Genomic DNA, 20,215 nt, shown 5'->3' on the forward strand with positions numbered 1-20,215 from the left:
AGCGACACACGAGGTTCACTTTCTTTAAACAAAGAGGCGTGACCTCAACCTTAACTAGGTTGTGCGGCGCTATTCTTTTCTTCGAAAAGAATTTGGAGCGACACACGAGGTTCGAACTCGTGACCTCAACCTTGGCAAGGTTGCGCTCTACCAACTGAGCTAGTGTCGCAATGATTAATCGTATTTACGCTTAATCTAAATTTGGTTGCGGGGGCTGGATTTGAACCAACGACCTTCGGGTTATGAGCCCGACGAGCTACCAAGCTGCTCCACCCCGCGTCCGTATTGTGTCACCGTTAAGTACGATGAAAACTTAAACCTGTTCACTTTCTAACAAGAGAAAGTGCAGCGACACACGAGGTTCACTTTCTTTAAACAAAGAGGCGTGACCTCAACCTTAACTAGGTTGTGCGGCGCTATTCTTTTCTTCGAAAAGAATTTGGAGCGACACACGAGGTTCGAACTCGTGACCTCAACCTTGGCAAGGTTGCGCTCTACCAACTGAGCTAGTGTCGCATTCACAACGTTTCCGTTGTTCAGGGCTGCGAATTATAAGAGCATTTTCTTATGATGCAAGCCCTTACTGGCAAAAAATCTTTTTTTTTTTTTTTTGACGAAAAAGAACGCAAATATGGCGTATTAATCACAAAAACTGGTTAACACGCCATCAGAAAAAAATGCCGTTCTGAAAATTAAATACTGAATATGGTCTTACGGTAGTACTGAAGCTCAGCAATAGACTCACGAATATCATCTAAAGCCAGGTGGCTACCTTGCTTAGAAAAGCCATCCAATACTTCTGGCTTCCAACGGCGAGTCAGCTCTTTTAGCGTACTGACATCCACATAACGGTAATGGAAGTAGGCTTCCAGCTCAGGCATATGTTTATAAAGGAAGCGGCGATCTTGCCCAATACTGTTGCCACAAATCGGAGATTTACCTTTAGGCACCCACTTTTCCAAAAACGTAATGGTCTGTTCAACCGCTTCTTGTTGTGTCACTGAGTCATGACGTACTCGCTCGACCAAACCGCTTTTGGTATGTGTGGTGGTGCACCATTCATCCATTTTAGCCAATTCAGCTTCTGATTGATGAACAGCCAACACTGGGCCTTCAGCCAAAATGTTCAACTCACTATCAGTTACAATGGTGGCAATCTCGATAATTTTGTGAGTTTCAGGGTCTAAGCCTGTCATCTCAAGATCAACCCAAATCAAGTTTTGATCGCTAAAAGACATAAATACGTTGCCTATATTGGTTTGCAGATAAAAAAGGTACTATACCCAAATTCAGATCCCCAAGATACCTTTGGACATTGGATCCAAACGGTATGATTTTGAGTAAAATCTCAACGTTGGATCAAAACGTATCATAATCATGAAGTAGATAATCGTGGCAAAGAAAAAGAAGCTGACGAAAGGTCAAGTACGACGCGTTCGTAATAATCAGAGTAAACGACTCAAAAAAGAGGACACAGTTTCGTGGGATGAAGCCATGCTCGGCACCGCAAAAACTGGGTTAGTGATTACTCGTTTTGGCCAACATGCCGATGTTGAAGATTTAGAGACTCACACCATCCACCGCTGTAATTTACGCCGAGGCATTGAAACGCTGGTCTCAGGAGATCGTGTTATTTGGCGACCTGGACTCGAATCGATGGCGGGTATCTCTGGCGTTGTCGAAGCGGTTGAACCGCGCAAATCGGTTCTGACTCGTCCAGATTATTACGACGGTTTGAAACCAGTAGCGGCAAACATTGATCAGATGGTCATTGTGTCATCCGTACTACCGGAACTGTCACTCAATATCATCGACCGTTATTTGATCGCTTCAGAAACCGTGAATATTGCGCCGCTAGTGGTACTGAATAAGATTGATTTACTCAGCGATGAATTGCGTAACCAATATCAAGAGTCGTTACGTGTGTACGAACGCATTGGCTACAAAGTGCTTTTTGTCAGCAAAAAAAGCGGTGAAGGGATTGCTGAGTTAGAAGCGGAACTTGGCGGACGGATCAACATATTTGTTGGTCAATCTGGCGTCGGTAAATCCAGCCTAGTGAACGCATTAATGCCAAATTTGGAAGATGAAATTGAAGAAGGTGAAGTTTCTCAAGCATCTGGACTTGGTCAACATACCACCACTGCGGCTCGCTTGTATCATATCCCTACAGGCGGTGATTTGATCGACTCGCCGGGAGTGCGTGAATTTGGTTTATGGCATTTGGAAGCTGAAGCGATCACTGAAGCCTTTGTCGAATTTCGTCCCTTCTTAGGCGGCTGTAAGTTTAGAGACTGCAAACACGCTGACGATCCGGGTTGCTTACTACGTGAAGCCGTGGAAAAAGGTGATATTAGTAACACGCGCTTTGAGAACTACCACCGAATTTTAGAAAGCATGTCGGAAAACAAAGCTAACCGCCAATATTCGCGTAACAAAAAAGCGGATTTATAAATAGCATCGAGTTTTACCCCGGCAAATGTCCGCAGACTTGATCGATAAATTTTTTATCTGTCGCCATCGAATAATCCGTAAGCAATGGTGACTAACTGCTGACATGGTGAGAGTTTTTCAGTAACATCTCGCGCCCAAAGTGAAGAACATACAGTTAACATTGGAATCAGAGACAATGGATAAAATTAAAGTTGGACTGCAATACTGGATCCCACAACATGGCTTAACACGCCTGATGGGTAAACTCGCATCAGCGAAAGCTGGCGGTCTAACCACTGCAGTCATTCGTTGGTTTATTAAACAATATAATGTCAACATGGATGAAGCTCTGCATTCAGATCCTAGCCATTTCAAAACATTCAATGAATTCTTTGTTCGTGAATTGAAAGCCGATGCTCGGCCAATCAGTGACGGTGATAGCTTAATCACCCATCCGGCCGATGCTTGCGTTAGTCAATTCGGGCCGATTCAAGATGGCAAGCTGATCCAAGCGAAAGGCCACCATTTTACAGCGGTAGAATTGCTCGGTGGTGATGCCAAACTGGCGCAAGAGTTTGAAGATGGCGAATTTGCCACGCTTTATTTATCACCTCGCGACTACCACCGCGTACACATGCCTTGCGATGGCGTGTTACGTCAAATGATTTATGTTCCGGGCGATCTTTTCTCGGTTAACCCACTAACCGCCGAAAATGTACCGAACCTGTTTGCTCGCAATGAGCGCGTGGTGTGTATTTTTGATACTGAGTTTGGCCCAATGGCACAAGTGCTTGTCGGAGCGACCATTGTTGGCAGTATTGAGCTAGTTTGGTCAGGGACTGTCACGCCTCCGCGCGGCAATACCGTTTATCGCTGGGATTATCCAGCCCAAGGCAATACCTCTGTTGTACTGAAAAAAGGACAAGAGATGGGTCGCTTTAAGCTAGGCTCAACGGTGATCAACCTGTTTGCAAAAGATAAAATTCGCTTTGATGAGTCTATGCAACACAATGCTACAACGGTTATGGGTACTCCATACGCACAGCAACGTTAATCGCCATCTCTTAATGTTCCCTGCAAAATGCGTTAGCTCTGCATGTTCAGAGCTAACGCCTCTAGATATTTCGCTTTTTTTCTTTATTGATAAAAAACAAAGCTGCTGCATATTCCTTCGCTAAAACTCAAAATTTCAAGCCGCGTCTAAGACCTTCATTCACATATCATTTACGCTAGTTACTTCAAGTTAACCTAATGAAGGTCATGTGATATGCCTACCATGAATACGGGAATGCTGATAAAGCTTGCGATCTGCTTTTTGCTGCCCATCGGTGTTTTACTGATGCCCATTGATGCAATACCGATTGATGACTTAACCTTAATTCAACATCGATTACTGGCTATTTTTTTATTGGCTGCTCTGCTTTGGGTATTGGAGCCAGTTCCTGTATTTGCCACCTCCATTTTGATCATTGCGCTCGAATTGGTGATGATTTCAGATAAAGGCTTGCATCTCTTTCGTTCGCCACCCGCTGGGCATGATATCGGCGAGCTGATGAAGTACACCGATATTTTCAGCGCTTTCTCTTCACCGATTATTATCTTGTTCATGGGCGGCTTTGCACTGGCGATTGCTGCTTCTAAATATGAACTGGACAACAACTTAGCCCGAGTTTTACTCAAACCTTTTGGTACTCAACCCCGCTTTATTATGCTGGGGCTAATGTTGATCACTGCGGTATTTTCTATGTTTATGTCCAATACCGCGACCACTGTGATGATGCTGGCGTTGCTCGGGCCGATCGTCGCTTCCGCTCCAAAAGGGGATTTAGGCATCAAAGCCTTAGTGCTCTGCATTCCGATTGCAGCGAACACCGGTGGTATTGCCACGCCTATCGGTACGCCACCCAATGCGATCGCGCTGCAATATCTCACCGGAAGCAATAGCATTGATTTCTTTTCTTGGATGATGATGGGCTTGCCGTTTGTGATTATTCAGCTCACGTTAGCTTGGTTTTTGCTACAAAAACTGTTCCCCTCTTCAGAAAAACAGATGGTGCTAAAACTAAACGGAACATTCCAAAAAAATTGGCGTGCAATCGTGGTCTACATTACTTTTGCTGCCACCATAGTGCTGTGGATGACCACCTCTCTACACGGCATGAACACCTATGTGGTTTCCATCATCCCTTTGGCGGTTTTTACACTCACCGGCATTATGGGCAAAGAGGAACTGAAACAGATCAACTGGGACGTCTTGTGGCTAGTGGCTGGCGGGATAGCGATTGGAATTGGGCTAGATAAAACAGGGCTCGCTTCAGCATTAGCTCACGCGATTGATTACAGTTCTCTATCGCCTATCTCGGTCGTCATCACCCTGTCGCTCGTTTGTTGGATCATGGCAAACTTCATGTCCAATACCGCGACCGCTAACTTACTCATGCCGATCGCCGCCGCGATTGGCACATCCATGGAAAGCTTGGCCAGTATTGGTGGTATACAAAGTTTGTTAGTGGTTGTCGCCTTTTCTGCCTCACTGGGTATGATTTTACCTGTCTCAACACCGCCGAACTCACTGGCCTATTCTACCGGGCTTATTGAGAGTAAAGACATGGCCAAAACAGGTCTGATTATTGGCGTTGTTGGCTTGTGCATTGTCTATACTGCCGCGCTATTACTAACCTAACCTTTGGTGACTGCGACTTGCATTGAGCGTCAAGACTGAATGCAGGTCGCAAAGATGAATCATTCCAGCCTAAAACTAAGTAAAAGCAAATCAACGAGATGAACAATAATCGAGCACGATCATATTAATCAAAGCTACATTCTCGTAGGATTACTCTGATTTACTTATTCATTTATCTGAAGAAACATGGAACGGCTTCATCATTTCGCTGCAACTAAGCGTAGGAGCCGTTAATTCATCTTTTTTCCGTTCTGATCTATCGACACGCTGTTGTCAAACCGTTCTAGGGGCATAACCCATGAGACATACCATCAAATTTAAAATTCAAGTGGCGATCGCCATTATCATTGCGATAGTCAGTGGCGTACAAGCTTGGATCTCCGTCAGCCAACTGCAACAGGAGACGACTCACGCCATCAATAGTGAAATGGAAAATGTCAGTCTCGCCACCAGCCGTTATATCAGTGATTGGCTCGGGATCCGTAGCAATATGATGTTGGCTAATGAATCTTTTATCGCCAGTAATGACAACGCAGATCAAGCGCTACTGGTCACCAAAAAAGGCGGTGATTTTCTTTCTGTCTATGCTGGCTTCAGTGATGGCACCATCGCTTATGGTGATAAAACCGAAGATTGGCCAAGTGATTATGATCCAAGAACGCGCCCTTGGTATAAAGACGCAATGGCACAATCCGGGCTTATAATTACCGAACCCTACCAAGATTTTGATGGCAGCATCGTAGTCAGCTTCGCCAAAGCCTTTAAAGGTCAAAAGCAAGGTGTACTCGCCGCCGATTTAACCGTAACCAATCTCATTAAAGAGGTACTGAGTGTTAAACTCGATAACCAAGGCTTTGCGTTTCTGGTTGATGGCAATAACAATATTGTCGCCTATCAAGATGAAGCCTTAAGCCAAAAACCTTTAACCAATTTAAACAACGAATTAGATTCCCAGCATATGGCCAGCTTAGCTAAAGAGAATCGCGTTGATACTATTGTTTGGCCAAAGCAAGGCAACAAGTTGATTTACGTCTCACAAATACCGAATACTGATTGGTCGCTGGGCATTGTGGTGGATAAAGAGATGGCCTACGCCTCGGTTTCTGAGCAGATCACCTTTACCGCCATTGCCTCTTTAGTACTCTACATTATTATCGCCAGCATCAGCACTTGGGTTGTAACCCGCTTACTGCAACCACTGCAGGTATTGTCGAACGCTTTAGCGCAATTAGCGCAAGGAGAAGGCGACCTCACCCAACGCATCGACATTCGACGCATGGATGAAATCGGTGAATTGGCCGAGAAAGTGAATCTCTTTTTAAGTCAAATGCAGGAGATGCTGAAAGGGATCGTCAGCCGTAGCCAACAACTTTCCCAGCAAGCACAAGATGCCAATGACCTTTCTGCTCAAGCTTCCATGCGAGTTGAGCACCAACAAAATGATGTCAATCAAATAGCCACCGCGATTCACGAGATGTCGGCTACCGCCGCTGAGGTGGCTAGCCACGCCGAACTGACCGCTAGCGCGTCACAGGCATCGGCCTCAGCTTGTGATGACGGGCAGGCGGTTATCAAAAAGAATCGTGATTCCATTACTCACTTAGCCAATCAGGTCGATAGTGCGGCCAAAGTGATCCGAGAGTTGGAGAGCAATGCTCAAAGTATCAACCAGATCCTATCCACCATTCAAAGTATTGCCGAACAAACCAACCTGTTAGCACTCAACGCAGCGATTGAAGCGGCCCGCGCAGGTGACCAAGGCCGTGGTTTTGCTGTGGTAGCCGACGAAGTTCGTGTGCTCAGCCAACGTACACATGGTTCAACGGAAGAGATCCGCACCATGATAGAAACCTTGCAACGCAATACTCAACATGCGGTCGAGAATATGGAAGCCAGCACCAAACTGGCCGACCACAGTGTTGACTATGCCGAACAAGCTCACGACAGTTTAGTGCGGATCACGCAAGCCATTACCGAGATCAATGATATGGCCTTACAAATTGCCAGTGCCGCTGAAGAGCAGCGAGCCGTCAGCGAAGACATTAGCCGCAATACACAAGGTATCAAAGACGCTTCTGATGACCTTGCTAGTCAAACTCAGCAGAGCAGCCACAGCGCTCATGAAATGCATTTATCGGCAGAAGCCATGCGTAACGATATTCGCCGCTTCAAAGTATAAATCCCCTTGGCTTGCCTCTTTTAATCACCTTGAGGCAAGCCCATAAATTCCCTTTGTTTTCCCCTAGCGCTTAAGGCATATTGAGATCCTTCCCTCGTTCAAGGATGTTTACATGGGCTACGAATGGCTCGCGCTTGCTGCCGCGTTTCTTTGGGCAGTAGCCAGTTTACTGTCTGTTACTCCCGCTCGCCATTTAGGAACCTTTGCTTATAGCCGTTGGCGCATGGGCTGTACTTCTCTCATTTTAGTGAGCATGGCGCTGGCAACTGGCGGCTGGGCAACGGTAAACAGCGAGATGGTAACACCCATGATGTATTCGGGGTTGATTGGCATATTCATTGGCGATACGGCGCTGTTTGCGTGTTTAAATCGCATGGGGCCAAGACAAGCGGGTTTGCTCTTTTCCTGCCATGCCGTTTTTTCGGCCATTCTCGGCTATTTTTTATTCAGCGAAAGCATGAGCCATGCAGAGCTAGTGGGCGCGACTTTTGTCTTTTCAGGCGTTCTAACGGCCATCTTTTTTGGCCGCCGAGGGCAAAATCATAATGCATTGGAAGCAATTAAAGGCCGAGTATGGGTTGGCATTGCACTTGGCCTTATCGCGGCTCTATGCCAAGCATTGGGTGGGATCATCGCCAAACCTGTGATGCAAACGGGGATCGACCCCATCGCCGCTTCCGCGATTCGAATGCTCACCGCCTTCACCGCACACTGCTTACTGTTGGCTACTGGTGCAAAATTAGCACGCGCCACTCAAGCCATTACGCTGCCCATTTTTACCATTACCGCCATCAACGGTTTTCTTGCGATGGCGGTCGGAATGACGTTAATTCTCTACGCACTGCGTGAAGGCAACGTGGGTATGGTGGCCCTGCTCTCCTCAACCACGCCCATCATGTTGTTGCCTATTTTATGGATGTATACCAAACAGCGGCCCAACCGCTTCGCTTGGTGCGGCGCACTGTTTGCCGTGCTTGGGACGGGAATTTTAGTTTATTAAATGGCGCTAAAAAGGCACCGATGTTGATCAATAGGCTACCTTTATAGGCATTGATAGGGAGAATCATTGATCTTAACCTACTGCAATCGCTTCAAAGTGTAGTAAAATTACGCTAATTTCTGTTTAAGTTACTTTGAATTTGACGAGGTCATAACTATGTCAGCTAAGAAGCCAATGGCTTTAGTAATTCTTGACGGTTGGGGTTACCGTGAAGATAACGCACACAACGCAATCAGCAATGCACATACTCCAGTCATGGATAGCTTAATTGCAAACAACCCAAACACTCTGATTTCTGCTTCTGGTATGGATGTAGGTTTACCGGATGGTCAAATGGGTAACTCAGAAGTCGGTCACACCAATATCGGTGCTGGTCGTATTGTTTACCAAGACCTGACACGCATTACTAAATCAATTCTTGATGGTGAATTCCAACAAAACGAAGTGTTAGTCAACGCGATGGATAAAGCCATCAAAGCGGGCAAAGCGGTTCACCTATTGGGGCTAATGTCGCCAGGTGGTGTTCACTCGCATGAAGATCATATCTACGCTGCCGTTGAAATGGCTGCTGCCCGTGGCGCTGAGAAAATCTACCTCCACTGCTTCCTTGATGGCCGTGATACGCCACCACGCAGTGCCGAAGCCTCATTGCAACGCTTCCAAGACCTATTTTCTAAATTAGGTAAAGGTCGTATCGCCTCACTGATTGGTCGTTACTACGCCATGGATCGCGATAACAACTGGGAACGCGTACAAAAAGCTTACGACCTATTGGTTGAAGCCAAAGCAGAATTTACTTTTGATTCCGCCGTAGCAGGCCTTGAAGCCGCTTACGCACGTGAAGAAAATGATGAATTTGTTAAAGCGACAGAAATCAAAGCTGAAGGCCAAGACTCTGCTGCGATTGAAGATGGCGATGCCGTGATTTTCATGAACTACCGCGCCGACCGTGCACGTGAAATTACTCGCGCTTTCATACCAGATTTCAACGGGTTTGAACGTGCGAAGTTCCCAGCAATTGACTTTGTGATGCTAACCCAATACGCCGCCGACATTCCTCTGCTGTGCGCATTTCCACCAGCATCACTAGAAAACACCTACGGTGAGTGGCTATCAAAGGCGGGCAAAACTCAGTTGCGCATCTCTGAAACAGAAAAATACGCGCACGTCACCTTCTTCTTTAACGGTGGTGTTGAGAACGAATTCCCAGGCGAAGAGCGCCAATTGGTTGCTTCACCTAAAGTGGCAACTTACGATCTGCAACCGGAAATGAGCGCGCCTGAACTGACTGAAAAACTCGTTGCGGCAATCAAATCGGGTAAATACGATGCGATTATCTGTAACTACCCTAACGGCGATATGGTTGGTCATACTGGTATTTACGAAGCGGCCGTGAAAGCATGCGAAGCGCTTGATGAGTGTATCGGAAAAGTGGTTGAAGCGATTAAAGAAGTCGATGGCCAGCTACTGATCACAGCAGACCACGGCAATGCAGAAATGATGGTGAACCCAGAAACAGGGGGCATTCATACCGCACATACCAATCTGCCAGTGCCGCTTATCTACGTCGGTAGCAAAGATCTTAAGCTAAAAGATGGTGGTAAGCTTTCTGACCTAGCACCAACGATGCTTGCTCTATCGAACATGGACATCCCGGCAGAAATGTCTGGTCAAGTGTTGTTTAAATAACTCACCAACCACGTGATGTTGAGCCTCGATAAATATCGAGGCTTTTTTTCGCCCAAGAACTCGATTTGATTGCAAGTTTTGACATAGGGCTTTCGCCTCGCGGATGGCTTTGAGTATACTGACTCACTAATTTGTCGATAGAGACTTGAAAACGGATGAGAAACAAGCCTTCACCACACCCACTTACTATAACGACTTGGTGGCATGCACTTAGCCTAGTGATGGTGTTAGGGCTAGCTTGCCTCTCCAGCTCACCGTTAATGGCTGCCACACAACAAGAGCTAAAAGGGGTGAAAGGCGAAATTTCTCGTCAGCAGCAAGCGTTAAATAATCGACAAAAAGAGCTCGATTCGTTGCAAAATGCGCTTAAAAAGCAAGAAGTAGGCATTTCAAGTCTAGAAAATCAGATCAAAAACACCAAATCAGAATTGGTAGTGGCCAACGCTAATATCGCTAAACTCAAGCAAAAGATCACGGCCTTAGAAACACAACAAACACAGCAAACCGCCAAATTAGCTCAACTGATCAAAACCTATTACGCCACTCAGCGAGCGACAGCCTCATCCAACATACTCAATAATGGCGTGGAAGAAGATCGCATCAGCCAGTATTACCAACACTTGGCGAAGGCACGCAGCCAAACCATCCAACAGCTTGAACTTACGCAAAAAGAACTCAATGAAAGTGAAAAACAGCTGCGACTTGAACGAGACCAAATCGCCTCTCTATTAGAACAGCAGACCCAAAAGCGCGCTACATTGGCAAAAACGCAGTCAGAACGACGCAGTACAGTGGGTAAAATTCAAAAAAGCATTTCCGGTGATAAAGTCTACTTAGCGGAATTGCAACGCAATGAAACGCGATTACAAGCGGAAATCGCCAAAGCAGCAAAACGTAACGCTGTGCTAATGGATGGGTTAGCGCCGCAAAAAGGCAAGCTACCTTGGCCAGTCAAAGGCAAAATCCTGCATGCTTTTGGTACACGCCAAAGTGGACAAATTGACTGGAAAGGTCTAGTCATTGACGCCAATTATGGTCAAAACGTCAAAGCGGTTTATTCTGGCACGGTCGTGTTTGCTGAATATCTACGTGGTTATGGGCTGGTGGTTTTGCTCGATCATGGCAAAGGCGATATGACCTTATACGGCTTTAACCAAAGTTTGCTCAAAAAAGAGGGCGATAAAGTCACCGCTGGTGAAACCATTGCTTTAGCGGGCGACACTGGCGGTCAATCTCAGCCAGCGCTCTATTTCGAAATTCGTCGTAACAGTAAAGCCGAAGACCCAACACGCTGGCTCAGTCGCTAGCAAAACACATTCATCACCCAGTTAATCCGGGCGAGCGTTAGTGTGATGAATAGTACGCTTCTACTTGAGTAATGAATTGGGTCAATTGTCTTTTATCCAACGAATTAATACCCGCCGCCGCTTCTCGCCCGCCTCCGGTTGCAAAGGCGCTGCATAACCTATCCGCTCCCTGTTTATTGGTTAATGGAGCACGTAGCGAAACGGTATAACCACCCGATGAATTTACCGTTAAAACCATATGTGCCGCGGCGGGTGCTTGATTGGCTAGCCAATTACTAAACACACCACTCACTCGCTGTGATGATGCACAGTCTGGCAGCTCGTATACGCTCAAACAGGCACTTTTATAGATAGGCTCTAACGACTGAGCAAGCTGCATATCTTGCTCATAAGCGTGCTGCAAATGATAAAAAGGGGAGTTGTCATCCTTCATTAAATCAAACGGTGAAGGATAAACTAGCAAGGCTTGGTACAAATCAGCGGGGTGATAATGAAGCTGCTCTATCGTCTCTCCATAACCGTTATAGTTAATCAAGGTGCCTAAGTTTTTTAGTTGTTCAGCTTGAGTGGTAGTTAGCCCCGCGTTGCGCGTTAAAGTATCCGCTTTAGCAATCAAATTATCGCCATAAGCTGCCACAATCGCCCACTCATGGAACGGACCACCTAACCATTGATCAATAATTAATGCCGTACAAGTATTAGGGTCCAAATCAATATGGGCGTCAAGCAGCGGGGTCTCGGGAACTGAGCCTGCATAGTGATGATCGGCATAAAACACCGTCACCCCCGCCGCAAGAGCCTGCTGTAAAGGTCGCTGATTCTTCTCCATCGAAATATCTAACACGGTCAGACTATCTCGGGATTGAAGATTAAGACGCTGGAGCAATTTGATATCACGCTTAACCCCAGTAACTAGGGTCGTCGTGCGAGGGTAAGCAAGCCGCAGCTGAAGAAGAGAGATGATGCCATCAGCATCACCGTTAAAAACGTCATAGTGCATATCAACACCACCCTTAGAGATGTATAGCTAAGAAGCTAACAGCTTCAAAGGATTAAGAACAATACTCAAAGGTTATAACTAAGCACACATTATGATGCGTGCATCGCCCGCACACCTTCCTCTAATAATAGAAGCTGTTCAAGACCTTGTTCCGTTGCTTTGGGTTTAACGACTGCGATCATCTGTAGCATGCCTTGATGAATCACTTGCTCGGTGATCTGCGTTTTGGAAAACATCGCTGACTGATAACTCAACCAACACGAGGCCGTCATATGGAGAGTGGTCACTAAAGATTGCATATCTTCTTTTCCGACAGATAGCAATTTCAGCTCAACAAAAGCGTGCATAATATTAATGAGATTAGTTTGCAGCTTTTCTTGTACTTGAATGTACTCACCATGTAGAACTTCATCACGCTGCAAGATTTCCGGTAAATTGGCATAGAAAAAACGGTATTTCCACATCAAAGTGAAGATCGAATCAAGATAATGCTTTAACAGAGTTAAGCTTTCGCGCTGTGCCGCAATCGGCTGAAAACGTTCGAGTAACTCTGCTGAATAGAGAGCAAAAATATCACGAACAATTTCTTGTTTATTACGAAAGTGATAATACAAATTACCTGGGCTGATTTCGATATGTGCTGCGATATGGTTAGTGGTCACCGTTCTTTCACCATGTTCATTAAACAGCGCTAATGCAGCATAAACGATCTTATCTTTGGTCTTCATCTTGTCTTATTACCTCTTTACCTCTGTGAACCTGCTCCTATCAAATAACAGGATGAGAGTGAGAAACGGTGCATTATCGGCGATAAGGCACCGCAAACCTATTATTGATGGTACGGTTTAGACAAGGCGTGCACCGCATCAACAAATATGCCCGCATTTTCCGGTGGCACATCTAAATGGATACCGTGTCCGAGGTTAAAGACATGGCCCGTTCCACCATGGCCGAACCCTTCAAGAATGGTCGCCACTTCTTGGCGAATACGATCATGCGGAGCATAAAGCATGGAAGGGTCCATATTGCCTTGCAGCGCCACTTTGTCACCGATACGCGCTTTGGCGTCGGCAATATTGATGGTCCAATCAAGCCCTACTGCATCACAACCCGTTGCAGCAATCTGCTCCAGCCACATGCCACCGTTTTTGGTAAACAGAGTGACGGGTACGCGGCGACCTTCATTTTCACGAATTAAACCATCCACAATTTTGTGCATATACTGTAGTGAAAAGAGGTTGTAGTCGCGCGGCGTCAGTACTCCGCCCCAAGTATCAAAAATCATAACAGACTGAGCACCCGCTTTGATTTGTGCGTTAAGGTATTCAATAACACTGTCTGCCAGTTTATCGAGCAAGGCGTGCAGCACGCTAGGATCGGCGTACATCATTTTTTTGATCTTAGTGAAGGCTTTTGAGCTGCCACCTTCCACCATATAAGTCGCGAGTGTCCATGGGCTGCCTGAAAAACCGATCAATGGAACTTCACCTTGTAGATCTTTGCGGATCTGGCGTACGGCATTCATCACATATTGCAGTTCGCCTTCCGGATCCGGTAAGCCAATTTTATCGACATCGGCTTTACAAGTGATCGGGCGTTCAAACTTTGGCCCTTCTCCCGCTTCAAAATACAAACCCAATCCCATGGCGTCAGGAATGGTTAAAATATCAGAAAATAAAATAGCGGCATCTAATGGAAAGCGACGTAATGGCTGTAATGTCACTTCAGAAGCTAGCTCAGCATTTTTACACAGCGCCATAAAATCGCCTGCTTCGGCACGCGTTGCGCGATACTCTGGCAGGTAACGTCCTGCTTGGCGCATCATCCATACAGGGGTGCAATCGACAGGTTGTTTTAACAGTGCACGCAAGTAGCGATCATTTTTTAATTCAGTCATTCCGTCTTCCAATTTAAAGCTTGTTATTTTTTGTGGCGTTATTCTAGCACTGAATAAGCGCCAAAAACGGTGTGCTTTGCAAGCGAGATCATGTTATTAACTTTTAAATCAATGGTTAATTTGCAAGCAACCTTTAACGGTGTTAAAAATTTGTTCGCTAGCGAAAACTATAATTATAAACTGAGTACTCTGTACTCGGCATCTCATAACGACATCTTACTTACCCCCTCCTTCACCGGAGGGTTTTTTTTAGCAATGCGGCAGTGAATCTTTCTCGATTTCGCTTAACGTGTGCTCTATTAATGCTCTGGCTATCGTCCCTTCGGGCGCAACGGGAGGCAAAGCACTTGCTAAAAACCATTGCGCATCACTCAATTCACTATAGTCGGGTTTTATCGTGCCAGAGTCATATTCCGCCACAAAGCCCATCATCATACTCGATGGAAATGCCCATGGCTGGCTGCCAAAATAGTGAATATTTTTCACATGAATCCCCGTTTCTTCAAGTACTTCACGTGCTACGCACTGCTCTAACGTCTCCCCGACCTCTAAAAAACCAGCAATGACGGTGTACATGCCGTTACGATGCCTTGGGTGCTGGGCCAATAAAATTTTATCCTGATTTCGTACCGCGACAATAATGCAAGGAAAGATACGCGGATAATGTAACGTTCGACACTCAGAACATTGCATCGCCAATTGGTTATGGTTTAGGTAATTTCGCCCACCACATTGTGGACAAAAACGTAACGTTTGGCTCATGTGACCATATTGAAGCGCCTTGCTGATCGCCAAAAATAGTTCTGGTTTGAGATGCAACAATTCGCGTAATGAAGTCATTTCTCGCTCGCCATCAAGATCGGCATCATTAACCCACATCACTGGGTAACCATCACAACTATCTACCACCACCGCTTTTTCTAAAGGCAGGGAATATTCGCCCGCAGATCCTAGCGGTAACTCACCATTTATGGTCCAGATCTCACTTCCGGAAACTACACACCAATAAGCGATTTTTGTATCACTATTTTTCAACATGTTGCGACCTCTCTTCTTGCAGTTACCCCATTTTACTGGCAATCTAAATTCATACCAGAATTTGTAACGTTCCAAATTTAGTTCTATAAATTCTAGTAAGGACAATGAGTTGTATCTACGAAGTGCAACCCTACGCAAAGGAAACGGTCACCAGCTTTGTGACCCGATCATGAGGGCATGGTCATGCTAAAAAAACTAAAACGCACACAAGAGCAATGGGGCGGTTACAGTGACGTTATTGATCACTGGTTAAACACGCGACAAACCTTAATTGTAGAGTATTGCAAATTAGCCGCGCTGCAACCTTGCACCGCCAAAACGAATGTTAACGGGCTTCCCTCGCCAGAAGAGCTGCAACGTTTTTGCCAGCAACTGGTGGATTATATTTCCGAAGGTCACTTCAAAATCTACGATATGGTGATGGATAAGTGGCGTGCAACCGGCTTTGAAGCCACCGATGAAATTAATCAGACTTATGGAAAAATTATTGTTACTACCGAGCCGTTACTCAATTTTACAGATAAATACGCGGCAGTGAGTGATGAGGATGATCTCGAAAACTTTGACAACGACCTTTCGCTAATTGGTGAAATTATTGAGGTGCGTTTTGGAGTGGAAGATAGTTTGATTCAACTTATCGCGGACAGCTTGGCTATCCCTCCTGGTGCTTAATATTGAATATTTTGCTGTAATCATTCGCGTAGATTAATTAAGCGCAACAAAAAAGGCACCCGAAGGTGCCTTTTTTAATCAGCGCTGAGATTACTCTTCAGAAGAGAAACCTGCGTTTAGCAGTGCCGCTAGGTTATCTGTCGCTTGTTCAGCAGACGGGCCTTTTAGCTGTGCCGCACGTTTAGCTTGACGTTCTTGGTGGTAAGCGAAACCTGTACCCGCTGGGATCAGACGACCAACGATTACGTTTTCTTTCAGACCGCGAAGATCATCACGTTTACCAGAAACAGCCGCTTCTGTTAGTACGCGAGTTGTCTCTTGGAACGATGCCGCAGAGATGAACGATTCAGTCGCTAGAGATGCTTTAGTAATACCTAGTAGCTCACGCTCGAAACGAGCTGGCTGTTTGCCTTCGGCTTCTAGGTTACGGTTTGCAACTTTCACTTGTGAGTATTCAACTTGCTCACCCGCTAGGAACTCAGAGTCGCCAGCATGAGTAATCGTACACTTACGTAGCATTTGACGAACGATAGTTTCAATGTGCTTATCGTTAATCTTAACGCCTTGCAGACGGTAAACTTCTTGCACTTCGTTAGCGATGTAAGACGTTACAGCATGGATACCACGTAAACGTAGGATATCGTGCGGAGTCTCAGGACCATCAGCAATAACGTCACCACGTTCGATCTTCTCACCTTCAAACACGTTAAGTTGACGATGCTTAGGAATCATTTCTTCATAAGTTTCGTCACCCTCACGAGTGATGATTAGACGACGTTTACCTTTGGTTTCTTTACCAAAGCTCACAGTACCTGTGTGCTCAGCAAGAATCGCAGGCTCTTTTGGTCGACGAGCTTCAAACAAGTCAGCTACGCGAGGTAGACCACCCGTGATGTCTCGGTTACCGCCAGATTTTTGTGGAATACGCGCTAATGTGTCACCAATACCAACTTCAGCACCATCTTCGATGTTAACGATCGCTTTACCCGGTAAGAAGTATTGAGCTGGCATATCAGTACCAGGGATCATGACATCTTTACCTTTCGCATCAACAAGTTTGATAGCTGGACGCATATCTTTACCTGCTGCTGGACGAGCGGCAGCTTCGGTTACTTCGCTTGAAGATAGACCCGTTAGGTCATCTGTTTGGCGAGAAACCGTTACACCATCAATCATATCAACGAATTGGATGCGACCAGCCACTTCAGTGATGATTGGCATGGTGTGCGCTTCCCAGTTAGCCACTGTTTGACCAGCTTCAACCGCGTCGTTATCACCTTTACTCAACACAGAGCCGTAAGGCAGTTTGTGTTTTTCTTTCGTGCGACCAAATTCGTCAATGATAGTCAGCTCTGATGCACGAGATGTGATAACCAGCTTCTTATCTTTGTTGATAACGAACTTAGCGTTGTGAAGTTTCACAGAACCTTTGTTCTTCGCTTGGATGCTGTTCTCTGCCGCAGCAGTAGAAGCCGCACCACCGATGTGGAACGTACGCATCGTTAACTGTGTACCCGGCTCACCGATAGATTGAGCAGCAATAACACCGACTGCCTCACCTTGGTTCACTAGGTGACCACGAGCAAGGTCACGACCGTAACATAGCGCACAACAGCCGAAGTCCGCATCACAGGTTACCACTGAGCGTACTTTCATATTATCGACAGAGTTTTCATCGATAATCTGACACCACTTCTCATCAATCAGAGTATTACGTGGGATAAGTACTTCTTCAGTGCCTGGCTTCATCACATCCTCAGCCACAACACGACCAAGAGCCAGTTCAGTTAAAGAAACTTTAACATCACCCCCCTCGATATGAGGCATCATGTCGACACCTTCTTGAGTGCCACAGTCATGCTCTGTCACCACAACGTCTTGTGCAACGTCTACTAAACGACGAGTCAGGTAACCTGAGTTCGCTGTTTTAAGTGCAGTATCGGCTAGACCCTTACGTGCACCGTGGGTAGAGATAAAGTACTGTAGTACGTTCAGGCCTTCTTTAAAGTTTGCTGTGATAGGCGTTTCGATGATTGAACCATCTGGACGCGCCATCAGACCACGCATACCTGCAAGCTGACGAATCTGAGCAGCAGAACCACGAGCACCCGAGTCAGCCATCATATAGATGCTGTTAAACGATTCTTGTTGTTCTTCTACGCCATCACGGTTGATCACGGTTTCAGAAGATAGGTTATCCATCATTGCTTTCGCAACACGGTCGTTGGTAGACGCCCAAATATCGATAACTTTGTTGTAACGCTCACCCGCCGTAACAAGACCTGATTGGAACTGTTCTTGGATTTCGCGTACTTCTTCTTCAGCTTCAGCAATTTCAGTGTATTTTGCTGCTGGCACAACCATGTCGTCGATACCAACTGACACGCCTGACAGTGCTGCATAAGCAAAACCGGTGTACATGATTTGGTCAGCAAATACGACCGTATCTTTCAAACCAAGCTTACGATACGCTTCGTTTAATAGATTTGAGATCTGTTTCTTACCAAGCTTCTGGTTCACGATGCTGTATGGCAGGCCTTTAGGCACGATTTGCCATAGCATGGCACGACCGACAGTCGTATCGACCATCTTAGTCTCAGTTGTGCTGTAACCATCTTCATCAACAACGGTTTCAGTGATACGTACTTTAACGCGTGCGTGTAGCGCCGCTGTCTTAGTACGGTATGCCTTCTCAGCCTCTTTAGGGCCAGCCAGGTGCATACCTTCACCTTGCGCGTTGATTTTTTCGCGAGTCATGTAGTACAGACCCAAGACCACGTCCTGTGAAGGTACGATGATCGGATCACCTGATGCTGGCGACAGAATGTTGTTCGTCGACATCATCAGTGTACGAGCTTCAAGCTGTGCTTCTAAAGTTAGAGGCACGTGAACCGCCATTTGGTCACCATCGAAGTCCGCGTTATACGCCGCACACACAAGTGGGTGCAGTTGAATCGCTTTACCTTCAATCAGTACAGGTTCGAACGCTTGAATACCAAGACGGTGCAGTGTTGGTGCACGGTTTAGTAGTACTGGGTGTTCACGAATCACTTCGTCTAGGATATCCCAAACAACCGCTTCTTCACGCTCAACCATTTTCTTAGCTGCTTTGATCGTCGTGGCCATGCCGCGAGTTTCTAACTTGCTGTAGATAAATGGTTTAAATAGCTCAAGTGCCATCTTCTTAGGAAGACCACACTGGTGCAGACGTAAATATGGACCTACTGTGATTACAGAACGGCCTGAGTAGTCTACACGTTTACCAAGTAGGTTCTGACGGAAACGACCTTGTTTACCCTTGATCATATCAGCAAGAGATTTCAGAGGACGCTTGTTAGAACCTGTGATCGCACGACCGCGACGACCGTTATCAAGTAGCGCATCAACAGACTCTTGCAGCATACGCTTTTCGTTGCGTACGATGATGTCCGGAGCTGCTAGCTCTAGAAGACGCTTCAAACGGTTGTTACGGTTGATCACACGGCGGTACAAATCGTTCAGATCAGATGTCGCAAAACGACCGCCATCTAGTGGTACTAGAGGACGTAGATCTGGCGGAAGTACCGGAAGCACAGTCAGGATCATCCACTCAGGGTTATTACCTGAGCTGATAAACGCTTCAACAAGCTTCAGACGCTTAGTCAGTTTTTTGCGTTTAGTTTCAGAGTTAGTGGTTTGTAACTCCTCACGCATCATCTCTGTTTCAGCGACAAGATCCATTGAACCCAATAGGTCCTTGATCGCTTCTGCGCCCATCTTCGCCGTGAACTCATCGCCCCACTCTTCTAGACGGTCAAGATACTCTTCTTCAGTAAGCATCTGACTCTTTTCTAGATCCGTCATACCCGGCTCTGTTACTACATACATTTCGAAGTAAAGAACACGTTCGATATCACGTAGAGGGATATCCATTAGCAGACCGATACGAGACGGTAGCGATTTTAGGAACCAGATGTGAGCAACCGGTGATGCAAGCTCGATGTGGCCCATACGGTCACGACGAACTTTAGTTTGTGTAACTTCAACGCCACATTTTTCACAGATCACGCCACGGTGTTTCAGACGCTTATATTTACCACAAAGACATTCGTAGTCTTTGACTGGACCAAAAATACGCGCACAGAACAGACCATCACGTTCAGGCTTGAACGTACGATAGTTGATCGTTTCAGGTTTTTTAACTTCACCAAAAGACCATGAACGAATCATGTCAGGTGAAGATAGACCGATTTTGATTGCATCAAATTCTTCGGTCTTATGCTGTGCTTTTAGAAAGTTTAATAAGTCTTTCACAATCAGCTCCTGTAAGGAGTTAAA

The 20,215-nt window shown here is 46.0% G+C and carries 14 protein-coding genes and 3 tRNA genes; 8 read left to right on the forward strand and 9 right to left on the reverse strand.

Features of this window, described 5'->3' with window-relative positions; translation table 11 throughout:
• Positions 1-93: 93 nt before the first annotated feature.
• The 4 genes from AACQ42_RS10620 to orn form a co-directional block, all read right to left on the reverse strand.
• Positions 94-169: transfer RNA gene (locus tag AACQ42_RS10620), tRNA-Gly, on the reverse strand.
• 33 nt (positions 170-202) lie between these two features.
• Positions 203-279, reverse strand: a tRNA-Met gene (locus tag AACQ42_RS10625).
• Between the two features lie 161 nt (positions 280-440).
• Positions 441-516 (reverse strand) — tRNA-Gly (locus tag AACQ42_RS10630).
• A gap of 176 nt (positions 517-692) precedes the next feature.
• Positions 693-1,238 carry an oligoribonuclease gene (gene orn, locus AACQ42_RS10635; protein WP_010318948.1) on the reverse strand — a complete coding sequence of 182 codons (546 nt, stop codon included), beginning with the start codon at positions 1,236-1,238 and terminating at the stop codon, positions 693-695.
• 154 nt (positions 1,239-1,392) lie between these two features.
• On the opposite strand from orn, the gene rsgA reads away from it, so the two are divergent.
• From rsgA to AACQ42_RS10670, 7 genes are all read left to right on the forward strand, one after another.
• Positions 1,393-2,454: a small ribosomal subunit biogenesis GTPase RsgA gene (rsgA, locus tag AACQ42_RS10640; protein ID WP_013857936.1), complete on the forward strand. Its 1,062-nt coding sequence runs from the start codon at positions 1,393-1,395 to the stop codon at positions 2,452-2,454.
• Between the two features lie 175 nt (positions 2,455-2,629).
• A complete protein-coding gene (asd, locus tag AACQ42_RS10645; RefSeq protein ID WP_013857937.1) occupies positions 2,630-3,487 on the forward strand; it encodes an archaetidylserine decarboxylase in 858 nt (285 codons plus the stop codon).
• Between the two features lie 213 nt (positions 3,488-3,700).
• Entirely contained in the window at positions 3,701-5,116 is a 1,416-nt protein-coding gene (locus tag AACQ42_RS10650; protein WP_017048339.1) for an SLC13 family permease, read from the forward strand.
• A 298-nt stretch (positions 5,117-5,414) separates the two neighbouring features.
• Positions 5,415-7,295 carry a methyl-accepting chemotaxis protein gene (locus AACQ42_RS10655; RefSeq protein ID WP_094133757.1) on the forward strand — a complete coding sequence of 627 codons (1,881 nt, stop codon included), beginning with the start codon at positions 5,415-5,417 and terminating at the stop codon, positions 7,293-7,295.
• 112 nt (positions 7,296-7,407) lie between these two features.
• Entirely contained in the window at positions 7,408-8,295 is an 888-nt protein-coding gene (locus AACQ42_RS10660) for a DMT family transporter (RefSeq protein WP_013857940.1), read from the forward strand.
• 156 nt (positions 8,296-8,451) lie between these two features.
• Positions 8,452-9,984, forward strand: a complete 1,533-nt coding sequence (gene gpmM, locus AACQ42_RS10665) for a 2,3-bisphosphoglycerate-independent phosphoglycerate mutase (protein WP_013857941.1) — start codon at positions 8,452-8,454, stop codon at positions 9,982-9,984.
• A 221-nt stretch (positions 9,985-10,205) separates the two neighbouring features.
• Positions 10,206-11,291 carry a murein hydrolase activator EnvC family protein gene (locus AACQ42_RS10670; protein WP_231140426.1) on the forward strand — a complete coding sequence of 362 codons (1,086 nt, stop codon included), beginning with the start codon at positions 10,206-10,208 and terminating at the stop codon, positions 11,289-11,291.
• A 37-nt stretch (positions 11,292-11,328) separates the two neighbouring features.
• On the opposite strand, the gene AACQ42_RS10675 is transcribed toward AACQ42_RS10670, so the two are convergent.
• The 4 genes from AACQ42_RS10675 to nudC all read right to left on the reverse strand — a co-directional run bounded on the left by AACQ42_RS10675 (position 11,329) and on the right by nudC (position 15,223).
• Positions 11,329-12,291, reverse strand: coding sequence for an acetyltransferase (locus tag AACQ42_RS10675; RefSeq protein ID WP_094166076.1), 963 nt, complete (start codon positions 12,289-12,291; stop codon positions 11,329-11,331).
• A gap of 89 nt (positions 12,292-12,380) precedes the next feature.
• Positions 12,381-13,019, reverse strand: coding sequence for a TetR/AcrR family transcriptional regulator (locus AACQ42_RS10680; RefSeq protein ID WP_013857945.1), 639 nt, complete (start codon positions 13,017-13,019; stop codon positions 12,381-12,383).
• A gap of 101 nt (positions 13,020-13,120) precedes the next feature.
• Positions 13,121-14,188 (reverse strand): uroporphyrinogen decarboxylase, encoded by a 1,068-nt coding sequence (gene hemE, locus AACQ42_RS10685; RefSeq protein ID WP_010318957.1) that lies wholly within the window; start codon positions 14,186-14,188, stop codon positions 13,121-13,123.
• A 249-nt stretch (positions 14,189-14,437) separates the two neighbouring features.
• Entirely contained in the window at positions 14,438-15,223 is a 786-nt protein-coding gene (nudC, locus tag AACQ42_RS10690; protein WP_170889804.1) for an NAD(+) diphosphatase, read from the reverse strand.
• A gap of 180 nt (positions 15,224-15,403) precedes the next feature.
• Here nudC and AACQ42_RS10695 point away from each other — a divergent pair, with 180 nt between their 5' ends.
• Positions 15,404-15,898 (forward strand): Rsd/AlgQ family anti-sigma factor, encoded by a 495-nt coding sequence (locus AACQ42_RS10695; protein ID WP_019282811.1) that lies wholly within the window; start codon positions 15,404-15,406, stop codon positions 15,896-15,898.
• A gap of 90 nt (positions 15,899-15,988) precedes the next feature.
• Here the strand turns inward: AACQ42_RS10695 and rpoC are convergent, their stop codons facing one another.
• Positions 15,989-20,191 (reverse strand): DNA-directed RNA polymerase subunit beta', encoded by a 4,203-nt coding sequence (gene rpoC / locus AACQ42_RS10700; protein WP_094166077.1) that lies wholly within the window; start codon positions 20,189-20,191, stop codon positions 15,989-15,991.
• Between the last annotated feature and the right edge of the window lie 24 nt (positions 20,192-20,215).

The sequence above is a fragment of the Vibrio sp. V12_P9A6T4 genome (assembly GCF_963874835.1).
In the GTDB taxonomy this organism is placed as follows: Bacteria; Pseudomonadota; Gammaproteobacteria; order Enterobacterales; family Vibrionaceae; genus Vibrio; species Vibrio anguillarum.